This is a genomic window from Oscillibacter sp. KLE 1745, from assembly GCF_000469445.2.
Lineage (GTDB): Bacteria > Bacillota > Clostridia > Oscillospirales > Oscillospiraceae > Oscillibacter > Oscillibacter welbionis.
Genome location: NZ_KI271702.1, coordinates 12710 through 25723, shown reverse-complemented (window position 1 = coordinate 25723; position 13014 = coordinate 12710). Strand labels below are relative to the sequence as shown.

At 63.4% G+C, this 13014-nt stretch carries 13 protein-coding genes; 8 read left to right on the top strand and 5 right to left on the bottom strand.

Features of this window, described 5'->3' with window-relative positions:
• Positions 1 to 46: 46 nt before the first annotated feature.
• Genes HMPREF1546_RS05290 through HMPREF1546_RS05280 form a run of 3 tightly spaced genes read right to left on the bottom strand, consistent with a single transcriptional unit; the run spans position 47 to position 1789 of the window.
• Positions 47 to 622 (bottom strand): hypothetical protein, encoded by a 576-nt coding sequence (locus tag HMPREF1546_RS05290; protein WP_021748890.1) that lies wholly within the window; start codon positions 620 to 622, stop codon positions 47 to 49.
• Entirely contained in the window at positions 619 to 1326 is a 708-nt protein-coding gene (locus tag HMPREF1546_RS05285) for a zf-HC2 domain-containing protein (protein ID WP_021748889.1), read from the bottom strand. Before HMPREF1546_RS05285 ends, HMPREF1546_RS05290 begins: the two co-directional genes overlap by 4 nt.
• Entirely contained in the window at positions 1307 to 1789 is a 483-nt protein-coding gene (locus HMPREF1546_RS05280; RefSeq protein WP_021748888.1) for an RNA polymerase sigma factor, read from the bottom strand. The genes HMPREF1546_RS05285 and HMPREF1546_RS05280 overlap by 20 nt, the downstream gene beginning before the upstream one ends.
• A gap of 459 nt (positions 1790 to 2248) precedes the next feature.
• On the opposite strand from HMPREF1546_RS05280, the gene recG reads away from it, so the two are divergent.
• The 4 genes from recG (at position 2249) to HMPREF1546_RS05260 (ending at position 7350) form a co-directional block, all read left to right on the top strand.
• On the top strand, positions 2249 to 4297 hold the full coding sequence (gene recG / locus HMPREF1546_RS05275; RefSeq protein ID WP_021748886.1) for an ATP-dependent DNA helicase RecG: 2049 nt from the start codon (positions 2249 to 2251) through the stop codon (positions 4295 to 4297).
• Between the two features lie 90 nt (positions 4298 to 4387).
• Complete coding sequence (locus tag HMPREF1546_RS05270; RefSeq protein ID WP_021748885.1) at positions 4388 to 4855, top strand: RNA polymerase sigma factor; 468 nt, start codon at positions 4388 to 4390, stop codon at positions 4853 to 4855.
• Entirely contained in the window at positions 4852 to 5994 is a 1143-nt protein-coding gene (locus HMPREF1546_RS05265; protein WP_021748884.1) for a hypothetical protein, read from the top strand. The genes HMPREF1546_RS05270 and HMPREF1546_RS05265 overlap by 4 nt, the downstream gene beginning before the upstream one ends.
• Before the next feature lie 144 nt (positions 5995 to 6138).
• Positions 6139 to 7350: a PLP-dependent aminotransferase family protein gene (locus HMPREF1546_RS05260; RefSeq protein ID WP_021748883.1), complete on the top strand. Its 1212-nt coding sequence runs from the start codon at positions 6139 to 6141 to the stop codon at positions 7348 to 7350.
• Positions 7351 to 7393: 43 nt separating this feature from the next.
• Here the strand turns inward: HMPREF1546_RS05260 and yfbR are convergent, their stop codons facing one another.
• Both yfbR and mtaB read right to left on the bottom strand, forming a co-directional pair.
• Positions 7394 to 7969 carry a 5'-deoxynucleotidase gene (gene yfbR, locus HMPREF1546_RS05255; protein ID WP_021748882.1) on the bottom strand — a complete coding sequence of 192 codons (576 nt, stop codon included), beginning with the start codon at positions 7967 to 7969 and terminating at the stop codon, positions 7394 to 7396.
• A 1-nt stretch (position 7970) separates the two neighbouring features.
• Entirely contained in the window at positions 7971 to 9260 is a 1290-nt protein-coding gene (gene mtaB, locus HMPREF1546_RS05250) for a tRNA (N(6)-L-threonylcarbamoyladenosine(37)-C(2))-methylthiotransferase MtaB (RefSeq protein WP_021748881.1), read from the bottom strand.
• Positions 9261 to 9370: 110 nt separating this feature from the next.
• Here mtaB and HMPREF1546_RS05245 point away from each other — a divergent pair, with 110 nt between their 5' ends.
• The 4 genes from HMPREF1546_RS05245 to HMPREF1546_RS05230 all read left to right on the top strand — a co-directional run.
• Positions 9371 to 10507 carry a cysteine desulfurase family protein gene (locus tag HMPREF1546_RS05245; RefSeq protein WP_021748880.1) on the top strand — a complete coding sequence of 379 codons (1137 nt, stop codon included), beginning with the start codon at positions 9371 to 9373 and terminating at the stop codon, positions 10505 to 10507.
• Positions 10508 to 10546: 39 nt separating this feature from the next.
• Positions 10547 to 11932 carry an MATE family efflux transporter gene (locus HMPREF1546_RS05240; RefSeq protein WP_021748879.1) on the top strand — a complete coding sequence of 462 codons (1386 nt, stop codon included), beginning with the start codon at positions 10547 to 10549 and terminating at the stop codon, positions 11930 to 11932.
• Positions 11932 to 12756: a putative RNA methyltransferase gene (locus tag HMPREF1546_RS05235; protein WP_021748878.1), complete on the top strand. Its 825-nt coding sequence runs from the start codon at positions 11932 to 11934 to the stop codon at positions 12754 to 12756. Before HMPREF1546_RS05240 ends, HMPREF1546_RS05235 begins: the two co-directional genes overlap by 1 nt.
• A gap of 15 nt (positions 12757 to 12771) precedes the next feature.
• On the top strand, positions 12772 to 13014 hold a 243-nt coding region (locus HMPREF1546_RS05230; RefSeq protein ID WP_021751755.1), incomplete at its 3' end, for an isochorismatase family protein.

Sequence of the window (13014 nt, the reverse complement as noted above, 5' to 3'; positions counted from 1 at the left end):
GGGAGATCCCGGCGGGCCGCCTGGTTTTTGCTCCATGGCCTGTGAGTCACGGCAGGCCCCAGATCTCCCGGGCCCGGGACAGCAACGTCTCCACGTTCTCCTGGTGCTCCGCCAGCAGCTGCGCATTGGCCGCGTCCTCCGCCGCATCTCCATAGGGGCGGTACTCTCCCGCCGCCGTAATGTAGAGCTGGTGGCCGGCACAGGTGACGCCGTCCTCCTGAAAGTCATACTCAAAGAGAAGGACGCCCAGTTCCGGCTCGCCGGTCATCCGGGGCCAGATCAGGAGGGAATCTGTGAAGCCCACCTCCTCCCCGTTTTCCAGCGTCAGGTTCGGCATGCCAATCCCCAGATTCCCCGTCCAATGGAGAAATCCAGGCCGGGCCACATTACAGTTGTAACCCTCCCCATCCGTGCCGCACCCCGGGAGGGCCGGAGCCTCCCGCCACCCGGGCTGGGCCCGCAGGGCCTCCATGTAAACATCATAGGGCCGGTAGGCTGTGAAATACCACACAGCGGAGAGCAGGGCGAAGGCGGCGAGGAGCAGGGCCAGAAGACGGAGGAAACGCCGCGGGCTGCGCGGCCCGCCCTGTGCATCTTCCACTGGAATGACATCTTTTCTCATTCCTGCGGCACCTCCTGCGGTGGCAGTTCCGCAATCGCCCACATCTCCTCCTGGGCGGCGGTGGCGGCGGGCAAGTCCACCTCCTCGCCCTCTTTCCACAGCAAGACGGCATCCTCACCCAAGCCGAAGTAGATCGCTTCGGTCTCCATGGCATCATCCGACCAGCTTTCAAACATGGCGTCCCCGCCCCGGTTATAGTTGCTGTCAAAGTCAAACAACTCCACCCGGAGAATGGGCCGCTCCAGATAGTAGTGAAGTCCGTCCGCCTCCTCCCGGAATGTCAGGGCATACCAGGTCTCCCGGCCCTCCCGAAAATCCCAGTGGACCCCCACGCCTCCGCTCTTCAGCCGGTAAACATCCAGCGTATAGTCCCCGCCATCCATGGGGATGCACGTCCATGTAGTGAGGGTCCAAATCCCCACTGCGGCGGCCGCGCATACCACCACGGCAACAATCACGCCAATGATATGGGCCCGGCGCTTGCCCCTCTTCCACTCACCGGATATTTTTTTCACTGCTACCGCCGCGTCATCGGCGGCCTTTTCCACCTCCGGCAGGGGCGCGTCCATAGCCGTTAGGGCGGCACGGCACGCCTCACAGGTTTGCAGGTGTTCTTCCACCGCCGCCCGGCTCTTGTCCGAGCAGACGCCGTCGTGGTACAGGGGCAGCAGGTCCTGTACGATATCATGGTCCAGCTGGTCCATCAAATCCCTCCTTCAATTTCTGGCGGGCCCGGAAGTAGGTGACCCGGGCCCAGGACTCCGTCTTGCCGAAGAGCTCCCCGATCTGGGCAAAGGGCAGCTCCCCGAAGGTCCGCAGGGAGAACACCTCCTTGTAGGGTTCCGGCAGGTCATGGAGCAGCCGGTGGAGCCGCTTGGCGGCGTCCCGGTCCGCAAAGCCGCACTCCAGCCCGTCGTCCCCCGACTCCTGCTCCAGCTCTCCCCGGTGCTTTCGCTCCCGGCACAGCGAGAGGTACTGGTTCCGGGCGATCTGGCACAGCCATACCCGCAGCTGGCAGTCCCCCCGGAACTGGTCGATGGAGGCCAATGCCCGGAAGAAGGTCTCCTGGGTCACCTCCTCCGCCGTGTGGGCGTCCCGGCTGAGGGCCAGGATGTAGCGGTACACGTCGGCGAAATACGTCTGATAGATCTCCTCAAAATCCGGCACGGCCTCCCCTCCTCTCTGCCATAGGACGCATGGGCAGTAGTTTTGTTACAAAAAAAGTGCCCGGGATTCCGGGCTCTTTTTTATGGCTCTTTTCTGCGGCATTCCTCTACGGGAAACATCGCTCCACAACTGCGGCAATGCATCAGTCCCATCCGGACTCCACCTGGATGATCGGAAGTCCTGTCCCGATAACTCTGCGCCGCAGGAAGGGCACACGAACACCGCTGTATTGCCTGCTCCACAGGACCAGCCCCCAACACCATCATCACTGCTGCTGGTCCAATGGGTCCCAGGGGCCACAGACCGGTTCCAGCCGCGATCATCCCGCCGAACAAACCCACACATCAGACTCCGCGGGCCGCCCACTTCTTCCAGGTGACCATGCGCCCATCTCCTTGTTTTTTCTCCGGCGCCATTATATAATGGAGACCAATAATTTGCAAGGCGGGAGGTGATTCCATGGCGGACCTGAACACAGATGTGCGGTACATCAAGGGCATCGGGGAGCAGCGGGCCAAGGCCCTGGGCAAGCTGGGCATCGCCACCCTGCGGGACCTGATCTCTTACTTCCCCCGGGCCTACGACGACCGCTCTGCCCTGCGGCGCATTGCGGACCTGGTGCCCGGCGAGACCGCCGGCGTGGCCGCCATGGTGGCGTCCCCGCCCACCATCTCCCACATCCGCAAGGGGCTGGATCTGGTGAAGCTCCGGGCGGTGGACGACACCGGCACCCTGGATGTGACCTTTTTCAACCAGGCGTGGCTGAAAAACAGCCTGCACCAGGGAGAGACCTATATCTTCTATGGTCGGGCGGAGGGCTCCCTCCTCCGGCATCAGATGGCCAATCCTGTGGTGGAGCCGGAGGGGCGGCGGGAGGTCACCGGCCGCATCGTGCCCATCTATCCCCTTACCGCCGGAGTCAGCCAGCTGATTTTGTCCCGGTCCATCCGCCAGGGGCTGGACGCCTGCGCGGACATCCTGCCGGACGTGCTGCCGGACCGTGTGCGGCAGCATCATCAGCTCTGCCGCATCGAGTACGCCTATGAGAACATCCACTTCCCGGAGAGCGCGGAGGCCCTGGACCTGGCCCGGCGGCGGCTGGCCTTTGAGGAGCTGTTCCTCTTCACCATCGGGCTGGAGCGGCTCCGCTCCCGCCGGGAGGTGGTCCACGTGCCCCCTTGTGGCGGCGTGGACATGGAGCTTTTCTACCGTGCCCTGCCCTTCACCCTGACGGACGCCCAGCGCCGCTGTGTGGAGGAAGCACTGGCGGACATGCGCTCCGGCACGCCCATGAACCGGCTCTGTCAGGGAGACGTGGGTTCCGGCAAGACCATGGTGGCCGCCGCCTGCGTGTACTTCATGGTGAAGAATGGCCGCCAGGCGGCCCTGATGGCCCCTACGGAGATCCTGGCCCAGCAGCACTACCAGGGCCTGGCCCCTCTGCTGGAAAATTTGGGTATCCGGTGCGCCCTGCTGACCGGCTCCACCACCGCCAAGACGAAACGGTCCATCACTCAGCAACTGGAGAGCGGGGAGATCGACTTTGCCATCGGCACCCACGCCCTCATCACCGGCAGCGTGGCCTACCGCGACCTGGGCCTGGTGGTGACGGATGAGCAGCACCGCTTCGGTGTGGCCCAGCGGGCGGAACTGGCCGCCAAGGGGGACCACCCCCACATTCTGGTCATGTCCGCTACCCCCATCCCCCGGACCCTGGCCCTGATCCTCTACGGAGACCTGGACGTGTCCATCATCGACCAGCTGCCCCCCGGCCGCCAGCCGGTGCAGACCTTCGCCGTCACCGGGGGCTATCACCAGCGGGTGTACCGCTTCATCCGCAAGCTGGTGGGCGAGGGCCGCCAGGCCTATATCGTCTGTCCCATGGTAGAGGAGAATGACCAGCTCCCCGACGAGCGCAAGGCGGTGACGGAATACGCCAAAAAGCTCCAGTCCGAGGTGTTTCCGGATCTCAAGGTGGCCTTCGTCCACGGCAAGATGAAGCCCAAGGAGAAGGACGCCGTCATGGCCGCCTTCGCTGCCCACGAGACGGACATTCTGGTGTCCACCACCGTCATCGAGGTGGGGGTGGATGTGCCCAACGCCGCGGTGATGGTGATCGAGAACGCGGAGCGGTTCGGCCTCTCCCAGCTCCACCAGCTGCGGGGCCGGGTGGGCCGGGGGAAGCATCAGTCCTACTGCATCCTGATCTCCGACAACCGAAACGAGGAGACGAGGCAGAGACTGAAGGTCATGACCAAGACCACTGACGGTTTCCAGATCGCGGAGGAGGACCTGCGGCTCCGGGGCCCCGGTGACTTCTTCGGAGCGCGCCAGCACGGCCTGCCGGGGCTGAAGGTGGCGGATCTGGGCTGCGACACCCAGCTGCTGCAGGAGGCCCGTCAGGCAGCGGAGCAGCTGCTGGCACAGGACCCGGCGCTCACCTCCTGCCCCGCCACGGCAGAGCGGGTGACGGAGCTCTTCACACAGCAGGCGGATGCCCTGAACTGAAACTCCCCGGCAGAAGCCGGGGAGTTTTTGCAGTTCTTTGTGACCTTTTGCCCCGCTCACTCGTAATCACAGCAGAAAGAGGTGAGGCCAGTGACCGAAGCGGAACAGCTCTTTGAGCAGGTGTACCGGACCTACGGGCCCTCCCTGTACCGTTTCTGCCTAATCCAGATGAAGAACCCGGCGGACGCAGAGGACATTTTGCAGGAGGTATTCTGCAAGCGGCTGTACCGGGCGCCGGTCTTTACCTCTCCGGACCACGAGCGGCGATGGCTGTTCCGGGTGGCCCTGAACCAGTGTCGGGACGCCTGGAAGCGATCCAACCGGTCCGAGCTGCCGCTGGAGGCCGCCTCCGCCGCCGTCACGCCGGAGGAGCTGGGCCTGTTGGACCACGTGGCCGCCCTGCCGGAGTCCCAGCGGACAGTCCTTCACCTCCACTACTACGAGGGCTACACCCTCCGGGAGATCGCGCGGCTCCTGGGGGTGACGGTGCCCACGGTGAAAATGCGGCTGAAGCGGGGCCGGGACGCCCTGCGGAACACATGGGAGGAGAGCTTATGAATCGCTATCACGAGTCAATGGAACACTGCGCGCCCCCGCCGGAGCTGGAGGAGCAGCTGCGGGAGGCTGTTTTGTCCGCGGAGCCGGAACCTCAGGCCCGGACCGCCGTCTACCGCCCCCGGGGATTTTTCCGAAAGGCGCTGCTGGCTGCGGTGCTGGCTGTTGTACTGACGCTGTCCGTGGGGGCAGCAGTGCTGGTGGACTGGGATGACATCTTCTCAGACCGGTTTGGCCCGGAGGGGGCGGAGACCCCCATGGCCGAAAAGGCCTTCCAGCCAGTCAACATGACCTCCGTCTGTGATGACGTAACACTGACCATCCGGGAGGCGCTGGTGGATGAAAAGAGCATCTACCTGATCCTGGACTACCAGCTGCCGGACTCGGTGGATCCGGAAACCGTGGAGATAGCTTACAACAGCCGGGAGAACACCCAAAAGGACGACATCAAACTTCCAATGGTCACCTATTACGCCACAGACGATATTGCCTGGGAGGATTTGAAAGCGGCCGAGCAGGATACCTGGGCAACACTGGACTGGACAGATCCGCTCACCCGTATCTTCTACGGGAAGTCGGAAAGCACGCTGAACCGCATTGGCAGGGTCAATGGCTCCAGCGGCCTGGGGGAGGCCGGCTACGATCCAGCCACCAATACACTCTCCTATCTCTGTAATATCACCGGAGACGCGGACAGCCTGGACTTCACCGCCCAGCCCCTGACGTTGCTGGTGACGCCGCCTGTCCTACGGGTGAACGGTGTGGACACAGCGGTGACAAACCACCCCGCTATCCTCACCTTCCAGCCGTCCGCAGTCTCGCAGACCCTGACGGGATCCTACCGGCACGGCGGCTTCTCCGCCCGGGCCGTCCTGTCCCCCCTGTCCATCTATGTGGAGGTCTCCGGCGGCACCGCCTATCGGGATACAGAGGAGCTGGTGTCGGACACCTCCCTGCTGCTGCGGGATGGCAGCATCCTGCCAGCCGTGGACCTGATCTTCGGATTTACCGGAGGCGGCAGCCATAATACAGAGGACGAGTATCTCTCCTCAGCAGACTTCACCAGCCAGTTCCAGGACCTGCTGGACGTGAGCCAGGTCGCCGCCGTGCAGGTGGGAGACATCCAAATTCCCCTGGAATGACCATCCTCCCGTCCCGGGGCAATGCCCCGGGACGGCTTGTTTTTGGGGAATTGAGTTTTCCCGCCTGGTGTGGTATACTGAAACGATCAAATCACACAGCGGCGCGCCGGAAGGGCGCGCCCTTGAAATGGAGGACAGCGCAGAATGGTGCCTTATGCCAAGCGTATGGAAAAAATGGCCTTCACGGCCAATGTGGTCAAAGGACTGTTCGGGTCCATGACCAACCCGGACATCATCTCCTTCAGCGGCGGTTCCCCCGCCAGAGAGGCCCTGCCGGTGGACACCATCCGCCAGCTGGCCGACGAGGTGCTGCGGACGGACACCCGGGGCGTGGAGGCCCTGCAGTACGGCCCCATTGAGGGGATCCGGGACCTGCGGGAGGTGGTGGTCCGGGAGCTGCTGGCTCCCAAGGGCATCGACTGCGGCGTGGACAACGTCATAATCATCACCGGCGGCCTGGAGGGCATCAACCTGGCCTGCCAGGCGTACATCGACCCCGGCGACGTGATCCTGGTGGAGGCCCCCACCTTCGTCCAGTCCGTGGAGATCTTCGATATGTTCGAGGCCAAGTGCGTGGGTGTGGCCATGGATGACAACGGCCTGATCCCGGAGGATCTGGAGCGGAAGATCCGGCAGTGCCATCCCAAGATGATCTATGTCATTCCCACCTTCCAGAACCCCAGCGGCCGCACCCTCAGCCTGGAGCGGCGGAAGGCCGTGGCGGAGCTGGCCGCCAAATACGACGTGCTGGTGCTGGAGGACGACCCCTATCGGGATATCCGGTACAGCGGAGAGGACCTGCCTCCCATCAAGCACTTCGACACCACAGGCCATGTGGTGATGGCAGGCAGCTTCTCCAAGATTTTCTCCCCCGGCTCCCGCCTGGGCTATGTGGTGGCGGATACGGAGACCATCCAGCATCTGGTGGACGTGAAGTCCGCCACCAACTCCCACACCTCCATGCTGCCCCAGATCCTCTGCGCGGAGTTCTTCAAGCGGGGCTGTTACCCGGCCCACCACCAGATGATCTGCGACCTGTACCGCAGGCGCCGGGACGTGATGCTCCAGAGCATCGACCGGTATTTCCCCGCCGGTACCAAGCACAGCAATCCGGACGGCGGCCTCTTCACCTGGGTGGAGCTGCCCGGCGGCATCGACACCTCCGCCCTGCTGCAGGAGTCTTCCACAGACCCGGCTGTGAACGTGGCTTTTGTGGCGGGAGAGGGCTTCTTCTCCGACCGGGACGGCCAGGGGAAGAACTGTATGCGCATGAGCTTCGGCAACACGCCGGAGGACCTGATCGAGGAGGGTGTCCGCCGCCTGGGCGGGCTGATCTGCTCCAAGCTGAACAAGTAAACGAAGAACCGCCCTGGCGCTGTGCGCCAGGGCGGTTCTTTGTTCACTGCAGCTCGTCCAGGGTCAGGGAGAAGCTGTCCATAAAGGTCTCCAGAAAGTACGTCACTTCCGGCAGTTCATAGCCCTCCAGGGCTTTCCGGGTCTGGCCGGCGGCCTGCCGGAATTCGTTGTTGCCGGCTTTCAGCTCCTCTACACACTTGATATAAGCGGAGAGCTTGTCCGCCGCCTTCACCACCTGCCGCACCTCCGGGTCGGACTGCGTCAGGATGGGCCCGTACACCCCCTGAAGCTCCGGCGGCAGCATGTGGAGCAGCTTGCCCTCCGCCACCGCCTCCACGTCCTTGTAGGCGTTTCGGATGGCCGGGTTGTCGTACTTGATGGGGGTGGGCATGTCGCCGGTCAGGATCTCGCTGGCGTCATGGTACAGCGCCGCCACCGCCACGGCGCCGGGGTCCAGGCGGCCGCCGAACTTCTCGTTGCGGATCACCGCCAGAGCGTGGGCCAGGACGGCCACCTGATGACTGTGCTCCTGGACGTTCTCCGGCGCGGTGTTGCGCATCAGGGCCCACCGCTGGATGAACCGCATCCGGGAGATGTAGGCAAAGAAATGGCTCTTCATGTCAGTCCTCCAAAAGCTCACCCAGCAGGGATGCTCCGTCAGTGCCGGTGACTTTCACATTCCGCACCTGGTTATGCAGGTCCGTCCCGTCCGCCAGCACCTCCATATAGTTGGGTGCGTGGCCGAAATACCTGCCGTCCTTGGGCTGTTCAAAGAGGACGGGATACACCGCTCCCACACAGGCCGCGAGATAGTTCCGGTGGAGCGCCTCCGCCACCGCCGCCGCCTGGCGGGCCCGCTCTTCCTTCACGGCCTTCGGCACCTGATGCATCTTGGCCGCCGGGGTGCCGGGCCGGACGGAGTAGGGGAAAATGTGCATCTGGGCAAAGCCGCACCGGCGGATGAAGTCCAGCGTCTGGGCAAATTCCTCCTCCGTCTCCTCCGGAAACCCGGTGATGAGGTCCGTGGTGACAGCGGGGTGGTCAAAATATTGATTTAAAAGTGCAACGGACTGCGCATATCGAGTGGTATCGTATTTCCGGTTCATTCGCTTCAGGGTGTCGTCGCATCCGGACTGCATAGACAAGTGGAACTGGGGGCAGAGGTTCGGCAGGGCGGCCGCCCGGCGGCAGAACTCCTCTGTGATGGTCCGGGGCTCCAGGCTCCCCAGCCGGATGCGGACAGCCGGTGCGGCGGTGCAGACAGCCTCCAGTAGGTCGATCAGGGTCTCTCCGTTCTTCAGGTCCTGGCCCCAGGAGGAGATCTCGATGCCCGTCACCACGATCTCCCGGTAGCCCTCTGCCGCCAGGGCCCGAGTCTGCTCCACGGCAGTGGGGACGGGCAGGGACCGCACCCGTCCCCGGGCGTATGGAATGATGCAGTAGGTACAGAAGTTGACGCACCCGTCCTCCACCTTCAGCATAGCCCGGGTGCGGCCCCCCAGGCCGCCGGCGGGCAGGACCTCGAACACCCGCCGCTCAAAAGGCTGGTCGATGGCCTCGATCTGCCGCTTCTCCGCCGCGGCCTCCTCCAGAAGGCGGATAAAACCCGTCCGGTCGCCGGTGCCGGAGATCAGGTCCACCCCCAGCTTCCGCACGTCGTCCACGTGGGTCTGGGGATAGCAGCCGCACACCGCCACCACGGCGCCGGGGTGCTTCCGCTGGACGCCGTGGATCACCTGCCGGGACTTCTGGTCGCTGACTGCCGTGACGGAGCAGGTGTTCACGATATAGGCATCCGCCTCATCGGAAAACTCCGTGAGCGTGTGCCCCCTTGCCAGCAGCTCCTGCTCCATGGCCTGGGTCTCATATTGGTTCACCTTGCAGCCCAAGGTATAGATGGCAACTTTCATGGAATCTCCTTGCACTTTCCGCAAAACCTTTATATAATAACTTGATGCGTTTCGATTATACTGTAATTTTTACTGTTGGGCAAGGCCCAACTGCAAGGAGATCGTTTTTCATGATTTATCTGGACCACGCCGCCACTACGCCCGTTCCCCGGGCGGTGGCGGATGCCATGTATGAGGTGCTCACCGAACAGTTCGGCAACCCCAGCTCCCAGTACCCCATGGGGCTGGAGATGAAGCGCCGGGTGGAAGCCTGGCGGAAGACCGTGGCGGACGCACTGGGCTGTGGGGCCAAGCAGCTGTTCTTCACCTCCTGCGGCACGGAGGCGGACAACTGGGCTGTCACCGCCGCCTGCTGGCAGAACCGCCACCTGGGCCGCCACATCGTTACCACCGCAGTGGAGCACAGCGCCGTGCTGGAAGCCTGCCGCTGGATGGAGCGGCAGGGATACGAGGTGACGTATCTTGTCCCGGCTCAGGACGGCTCCCTCTCTGCGGAGCAGGTCCTCGCCGCCGTCCGGCAGGACACGGCGCTGGTGTCCTGCATGCTGGTGAACAACGAGCTGGGAAACATCTATCCCATCGCTGAGATCGCCCGGGGCCTGGCAGTGAAGAACCCACAGACGTTGCTGCACACCGACGCGGTCCAAGGCTTTTTGAAAGTCCCCTGCTCCGCAAAAACGCTGGGGGCGGACTTCCTCACCATCTCCGCCCACAAGATCGGCGGGCCCAAGGGCATCGGCGCTCTGTACATCGGTCCCAGGGTCCGAAATCCAAAGCCGCTGCTGGCCGGCGGCGGGCAGGAGAGCGGTCTTCGGGCCGGCACTGAAGCCACGGCCCAGATCGCGGGCTTTGCCAGGGCTGTGGAGCTGCGGCGGGAAAATTTGGAGGAGAAACTCCTCTGCATGGCGAAAATCCGGGACTATGCCGCAGAGCGGCTGTCTGCCATCCCCGACTTGAAAATCCTCTCCGCCCCCGGCGGCGCGCCCCATATCCTCTCCATCTCTCTCGTAGGCTGGCCCAGCCAAAATATTGTCAATGACCTGGGCAGTCAGGGCGTCTGCATCTCCGCCGGCTCCGCCTGCCATCAGGGCAAGCCCAGTCACGTGATCGCGGCCTTGAAGCTATCCAAGAAGGTCTCCGGCGGGGTAATCCGCCTGAGCTTCGGTCCGGAGACTGACAAGGGCGACATCGATGCCTGTGCGGACGCCCTGCGGCGCCACCACGACACGCGGATGCCCATGCTGTAAGGCAATTTTACTTTTCAGTTTCAAGAGGTTTCGTCTTTTATGTTTCGTCATCTTCATCGGGAGCCCGGCTTCTACAAGCGGCTGTTCTTGCTGGCTCTGCCGCTGATCCTGCAGAATCTCATCACCACTTCCCTGGGATTTGTGGACACCTTCATGGTGGGTATGCTGGGGCAGAATGAGCTGTCCGCTGTCACTGCCGCCAACACGCCCATCTACCTGCTCCAGATCATCATCCTGGGCCTGCTCAGCGGACTCTCCGTCCTGGCCAGCCAGTACTGGGGCAAGGGGGACACCGACAGCATCAACCGCTGTATGGGCGTCAGCCTTTACGCCGGGCTCATCATTGCGGTTTCCGTGGCCGCTGTGCTGTTCTTCTTCCCCCTCCATGTGATGGCTCTGGTGACCAACAACGACCTGCTCATTGAGTTGGGCGCCCCCTATCTCCGGATTGTTGGCCTCAGCTATATCTTCAACACCATCAGCTCCGTCTACATCGGCATGCAGCGCAGCACGGAGAATCCCGCCATGGGCATGATCGTCTTCGGCATCTCCATGCTGACCAACACGGGCTTGAACTACATTCTCATTTTCGGCAAGTTCGGCGCGCCTGCGCTGGGGATCACCGGTGCTGCCATTGCCACCCTGACCTCCCGGGTGCTGGAGTTCGTGATCGTCGCGGTCTATGCCCCCCGCTACCGCCGAGTGCCCCTGATGCTCCGCCTGCTGCTGCGGCCCGGCGGGGCCATGGCGCGGAGCTTCCTGAAATACGCCACCCCCGTTCTGGTGAACGAGGTGCTGTGGGGTCTGGGCGTCAGCGTTATGACCGCCGTCATGGGCCACATGGCCATCAGCACGGATATGCTGGCGGCCCACGCCATCATGGGCAACATCGACAAGTTCTCCACTGTGGCCTGCTTCGGCATCGCAGGCGCCACCGCCGTGATTGTGGGCAAGCGGATCGGTGAGGGCGCCGGCCGGGAGGAGGTCTACTCTCTGGGCTGCTGCCTGCTGACGGTCTCCTTCGGAGTGGGTCTCGTGGTGTCGGTGTGCCTGGCGGTCCTCCTGCCTACGGTGTTCATCCCCTATCTCTATCCTCTGTTCCATTTGGAGGGGCTGGCGCTGGAGATCGCCGTCACCATGTGCGTCGTATATCTCTTCATGCTGCCGCTGAAGGCCTTTGACATCACCAACATCACCGGCCTGCTTCGGGCGGGCGGCGACTCCCGCATGGCCTCCATCATCGACCTGAGCTGCCAGTGGGTCATCGCTGTACCTCTGACCTTCCTGACTGCCCTGGTGTTCAACGCCCCGGTAGCGGTGGTGTGCCTATGCATCCAGTCGGAAAATGTGTGCAAGTGCCCCTGGGGTATCCTGCGGCTGCGGAGCCGGAAGTGGATCAACGATGTGACGGGCGAGGACACGTGATGGAAAGTCTTTTCCGCTGCCCCGTCTGCGGGGCGCCGCTGGACCGCGGAGACCGGGCCTATCGCTGCCCGGCCGGACACAGTTATGACATCGCCCGGGAGGGCTACACCTATCTGCTGCCCCCCAATCAAAAGCACTCCGCCGCGCCGGGGGATGACCGGGATATGGCCGCCGCACGGCGGGATTTCCTCTCCAAGGGGTATTATGACCTGCTTCTCAATACGCTCTGTTGTCAGATTTTGTCTCTTTCCGGCGAATCGCCGGTGATCTGGGACGTGGGCTGCGGCGAGGGATTCTACACCTCCGGCATCTTCCGGACCCTGGCCGCCGCGGGAAAATCCCCCCGGATGGCGGGAACCGACATTTCCAAGCCCATTCTCCGATCCGCCGCCAAGCGGGAGAAAGGCATTGCGTGGGCTGTGGCCTCCTCCTTCCACCTGCCGGCGGCGGACGGCGCGGCGGACATTCTGCTGGACTGCTTCTCCCCCCTGGCGCTGGAGGAATTCCGGCGAGTGCTGAGGCCGGGCGGGCACTTCCTCTACGTGGTGCCCGGACCGGACCACCTCTGGGAGCTGAAGCAGGTCCTCTACGACCGTCCCTATCCCAATGAGGAAAAGGAGACCCCCTATGAGGGGTTCGCCTATCAGTCCATCGTGCCGGTGGAGGGCACCATCACCCTCCCCTGCCAGGCAGACATCCGCGCCCTGTTCCAGATGACGCCCTATTACTGGAAGACCCCCAAGACAGGTGCAAAGCGTCTGGCGGACCTGGAGTCTCTCACCACCCGTATCTCCTTTCGCATCCATATTTTTCAAAAACTCTGACAGGAGGTTCTGCTGATGAAACCCAATCCCACCCGCTCCGCCCTGCTGGTCATCGATATGGAAAACGGCTTTGTTCATCCGGAGGGCGGACACTGGATCCGCTTCGCCCAGTCCATGGTCCCCAACTGCGTCCGGGCCGTGGAGCTGGCCCGGGCCAAGGGCATTCCGGTATTCTTTGTCAAGCGGCTCTACCGCGCTGACGGCAGCGATGTGGAGCTGACCCGTTACCCCGGCTGGGTCGCTGGCGGCCGGGCCTGC

What these genes read in the sequence shown, in the direction of transcription:
- HMPREF1546_RS05290 (WP_021748890.1), bottom strand. Translation starts at nt 622, where the DNA reads ATGAGAAAAGATGTCATTCCAGTGGAAGATGCACAGGGCGGGCCGCGC.
- HMPREF1546_RS05285 (WP_021748889.1), bottom strand. Translation starts at nt 1,326, where the DNA reads ATGGACCAGCTGGACCATGATATCGTACAGGACCTGCTGCCCCTGTAC.
- recG (WP_021748886.1), top strand. Translation starts at nt 2,249, where the DNA reads ATGGCGGACCTGAACACAGATGTGCGGTACATCAAGGGCATCGGGGAG.
- HMPREF1546_RS05265 (WP_021748884.1), top strand. Translation starts at nt 4,852, where the DNA reads ATGAATCGCTATCACGAGTCAATGGAACACTGCGCGCCCCCGCCGGAG.
- HMPREF1546_RS05260 (WP_021748883.1), top strand. Translation starts at nt 6,139, where the DNA reads ATGGTGCCTTATGCCAAGCGTATGGAAAAAATGGCCTTCACGGCCAAT.
- yfbR (WP_021748882.1), bottom strand. Translation starts at nt 7,969, where the DNA reads ATGAAGAGCCATTTCTTTGCCTACATCTCCCGGATGCGGTTCATCCAG.
- mtaB (WP_021748881.1), bottom strand. Translation starts at nt 9,260, where the DNA reads ATGAAAGTTGCCATCTATACCTTGGGCTGCAAGGTGAACCAATATGAG.
- HMPREF1546_RS05245 (WP_021748880.1), top strand. Translation starts at nt 9,371, where the DNA reads ATGATTTATCTGGACCACGCCGCCACTACGCCCGTTCCCCGGGCGGTG.
- HMPREF1546_RS05240 (WP_021748879.1), top strand. Translation starts at nt 10,547, where the DNA reads ATGTTTCGTCATCTTCATCGGGAGCCCGGCTTCTACAAGCGGCTGTTC.
- HMPREF1546_RS05235 (WP_021748878.1), top strand. Translation starts at nt 11,932, where the DNA reads ATGGAAAGTCTTTTCCGCTGCCCCGTCTGCGGGGCGCCGCTGGACCGC.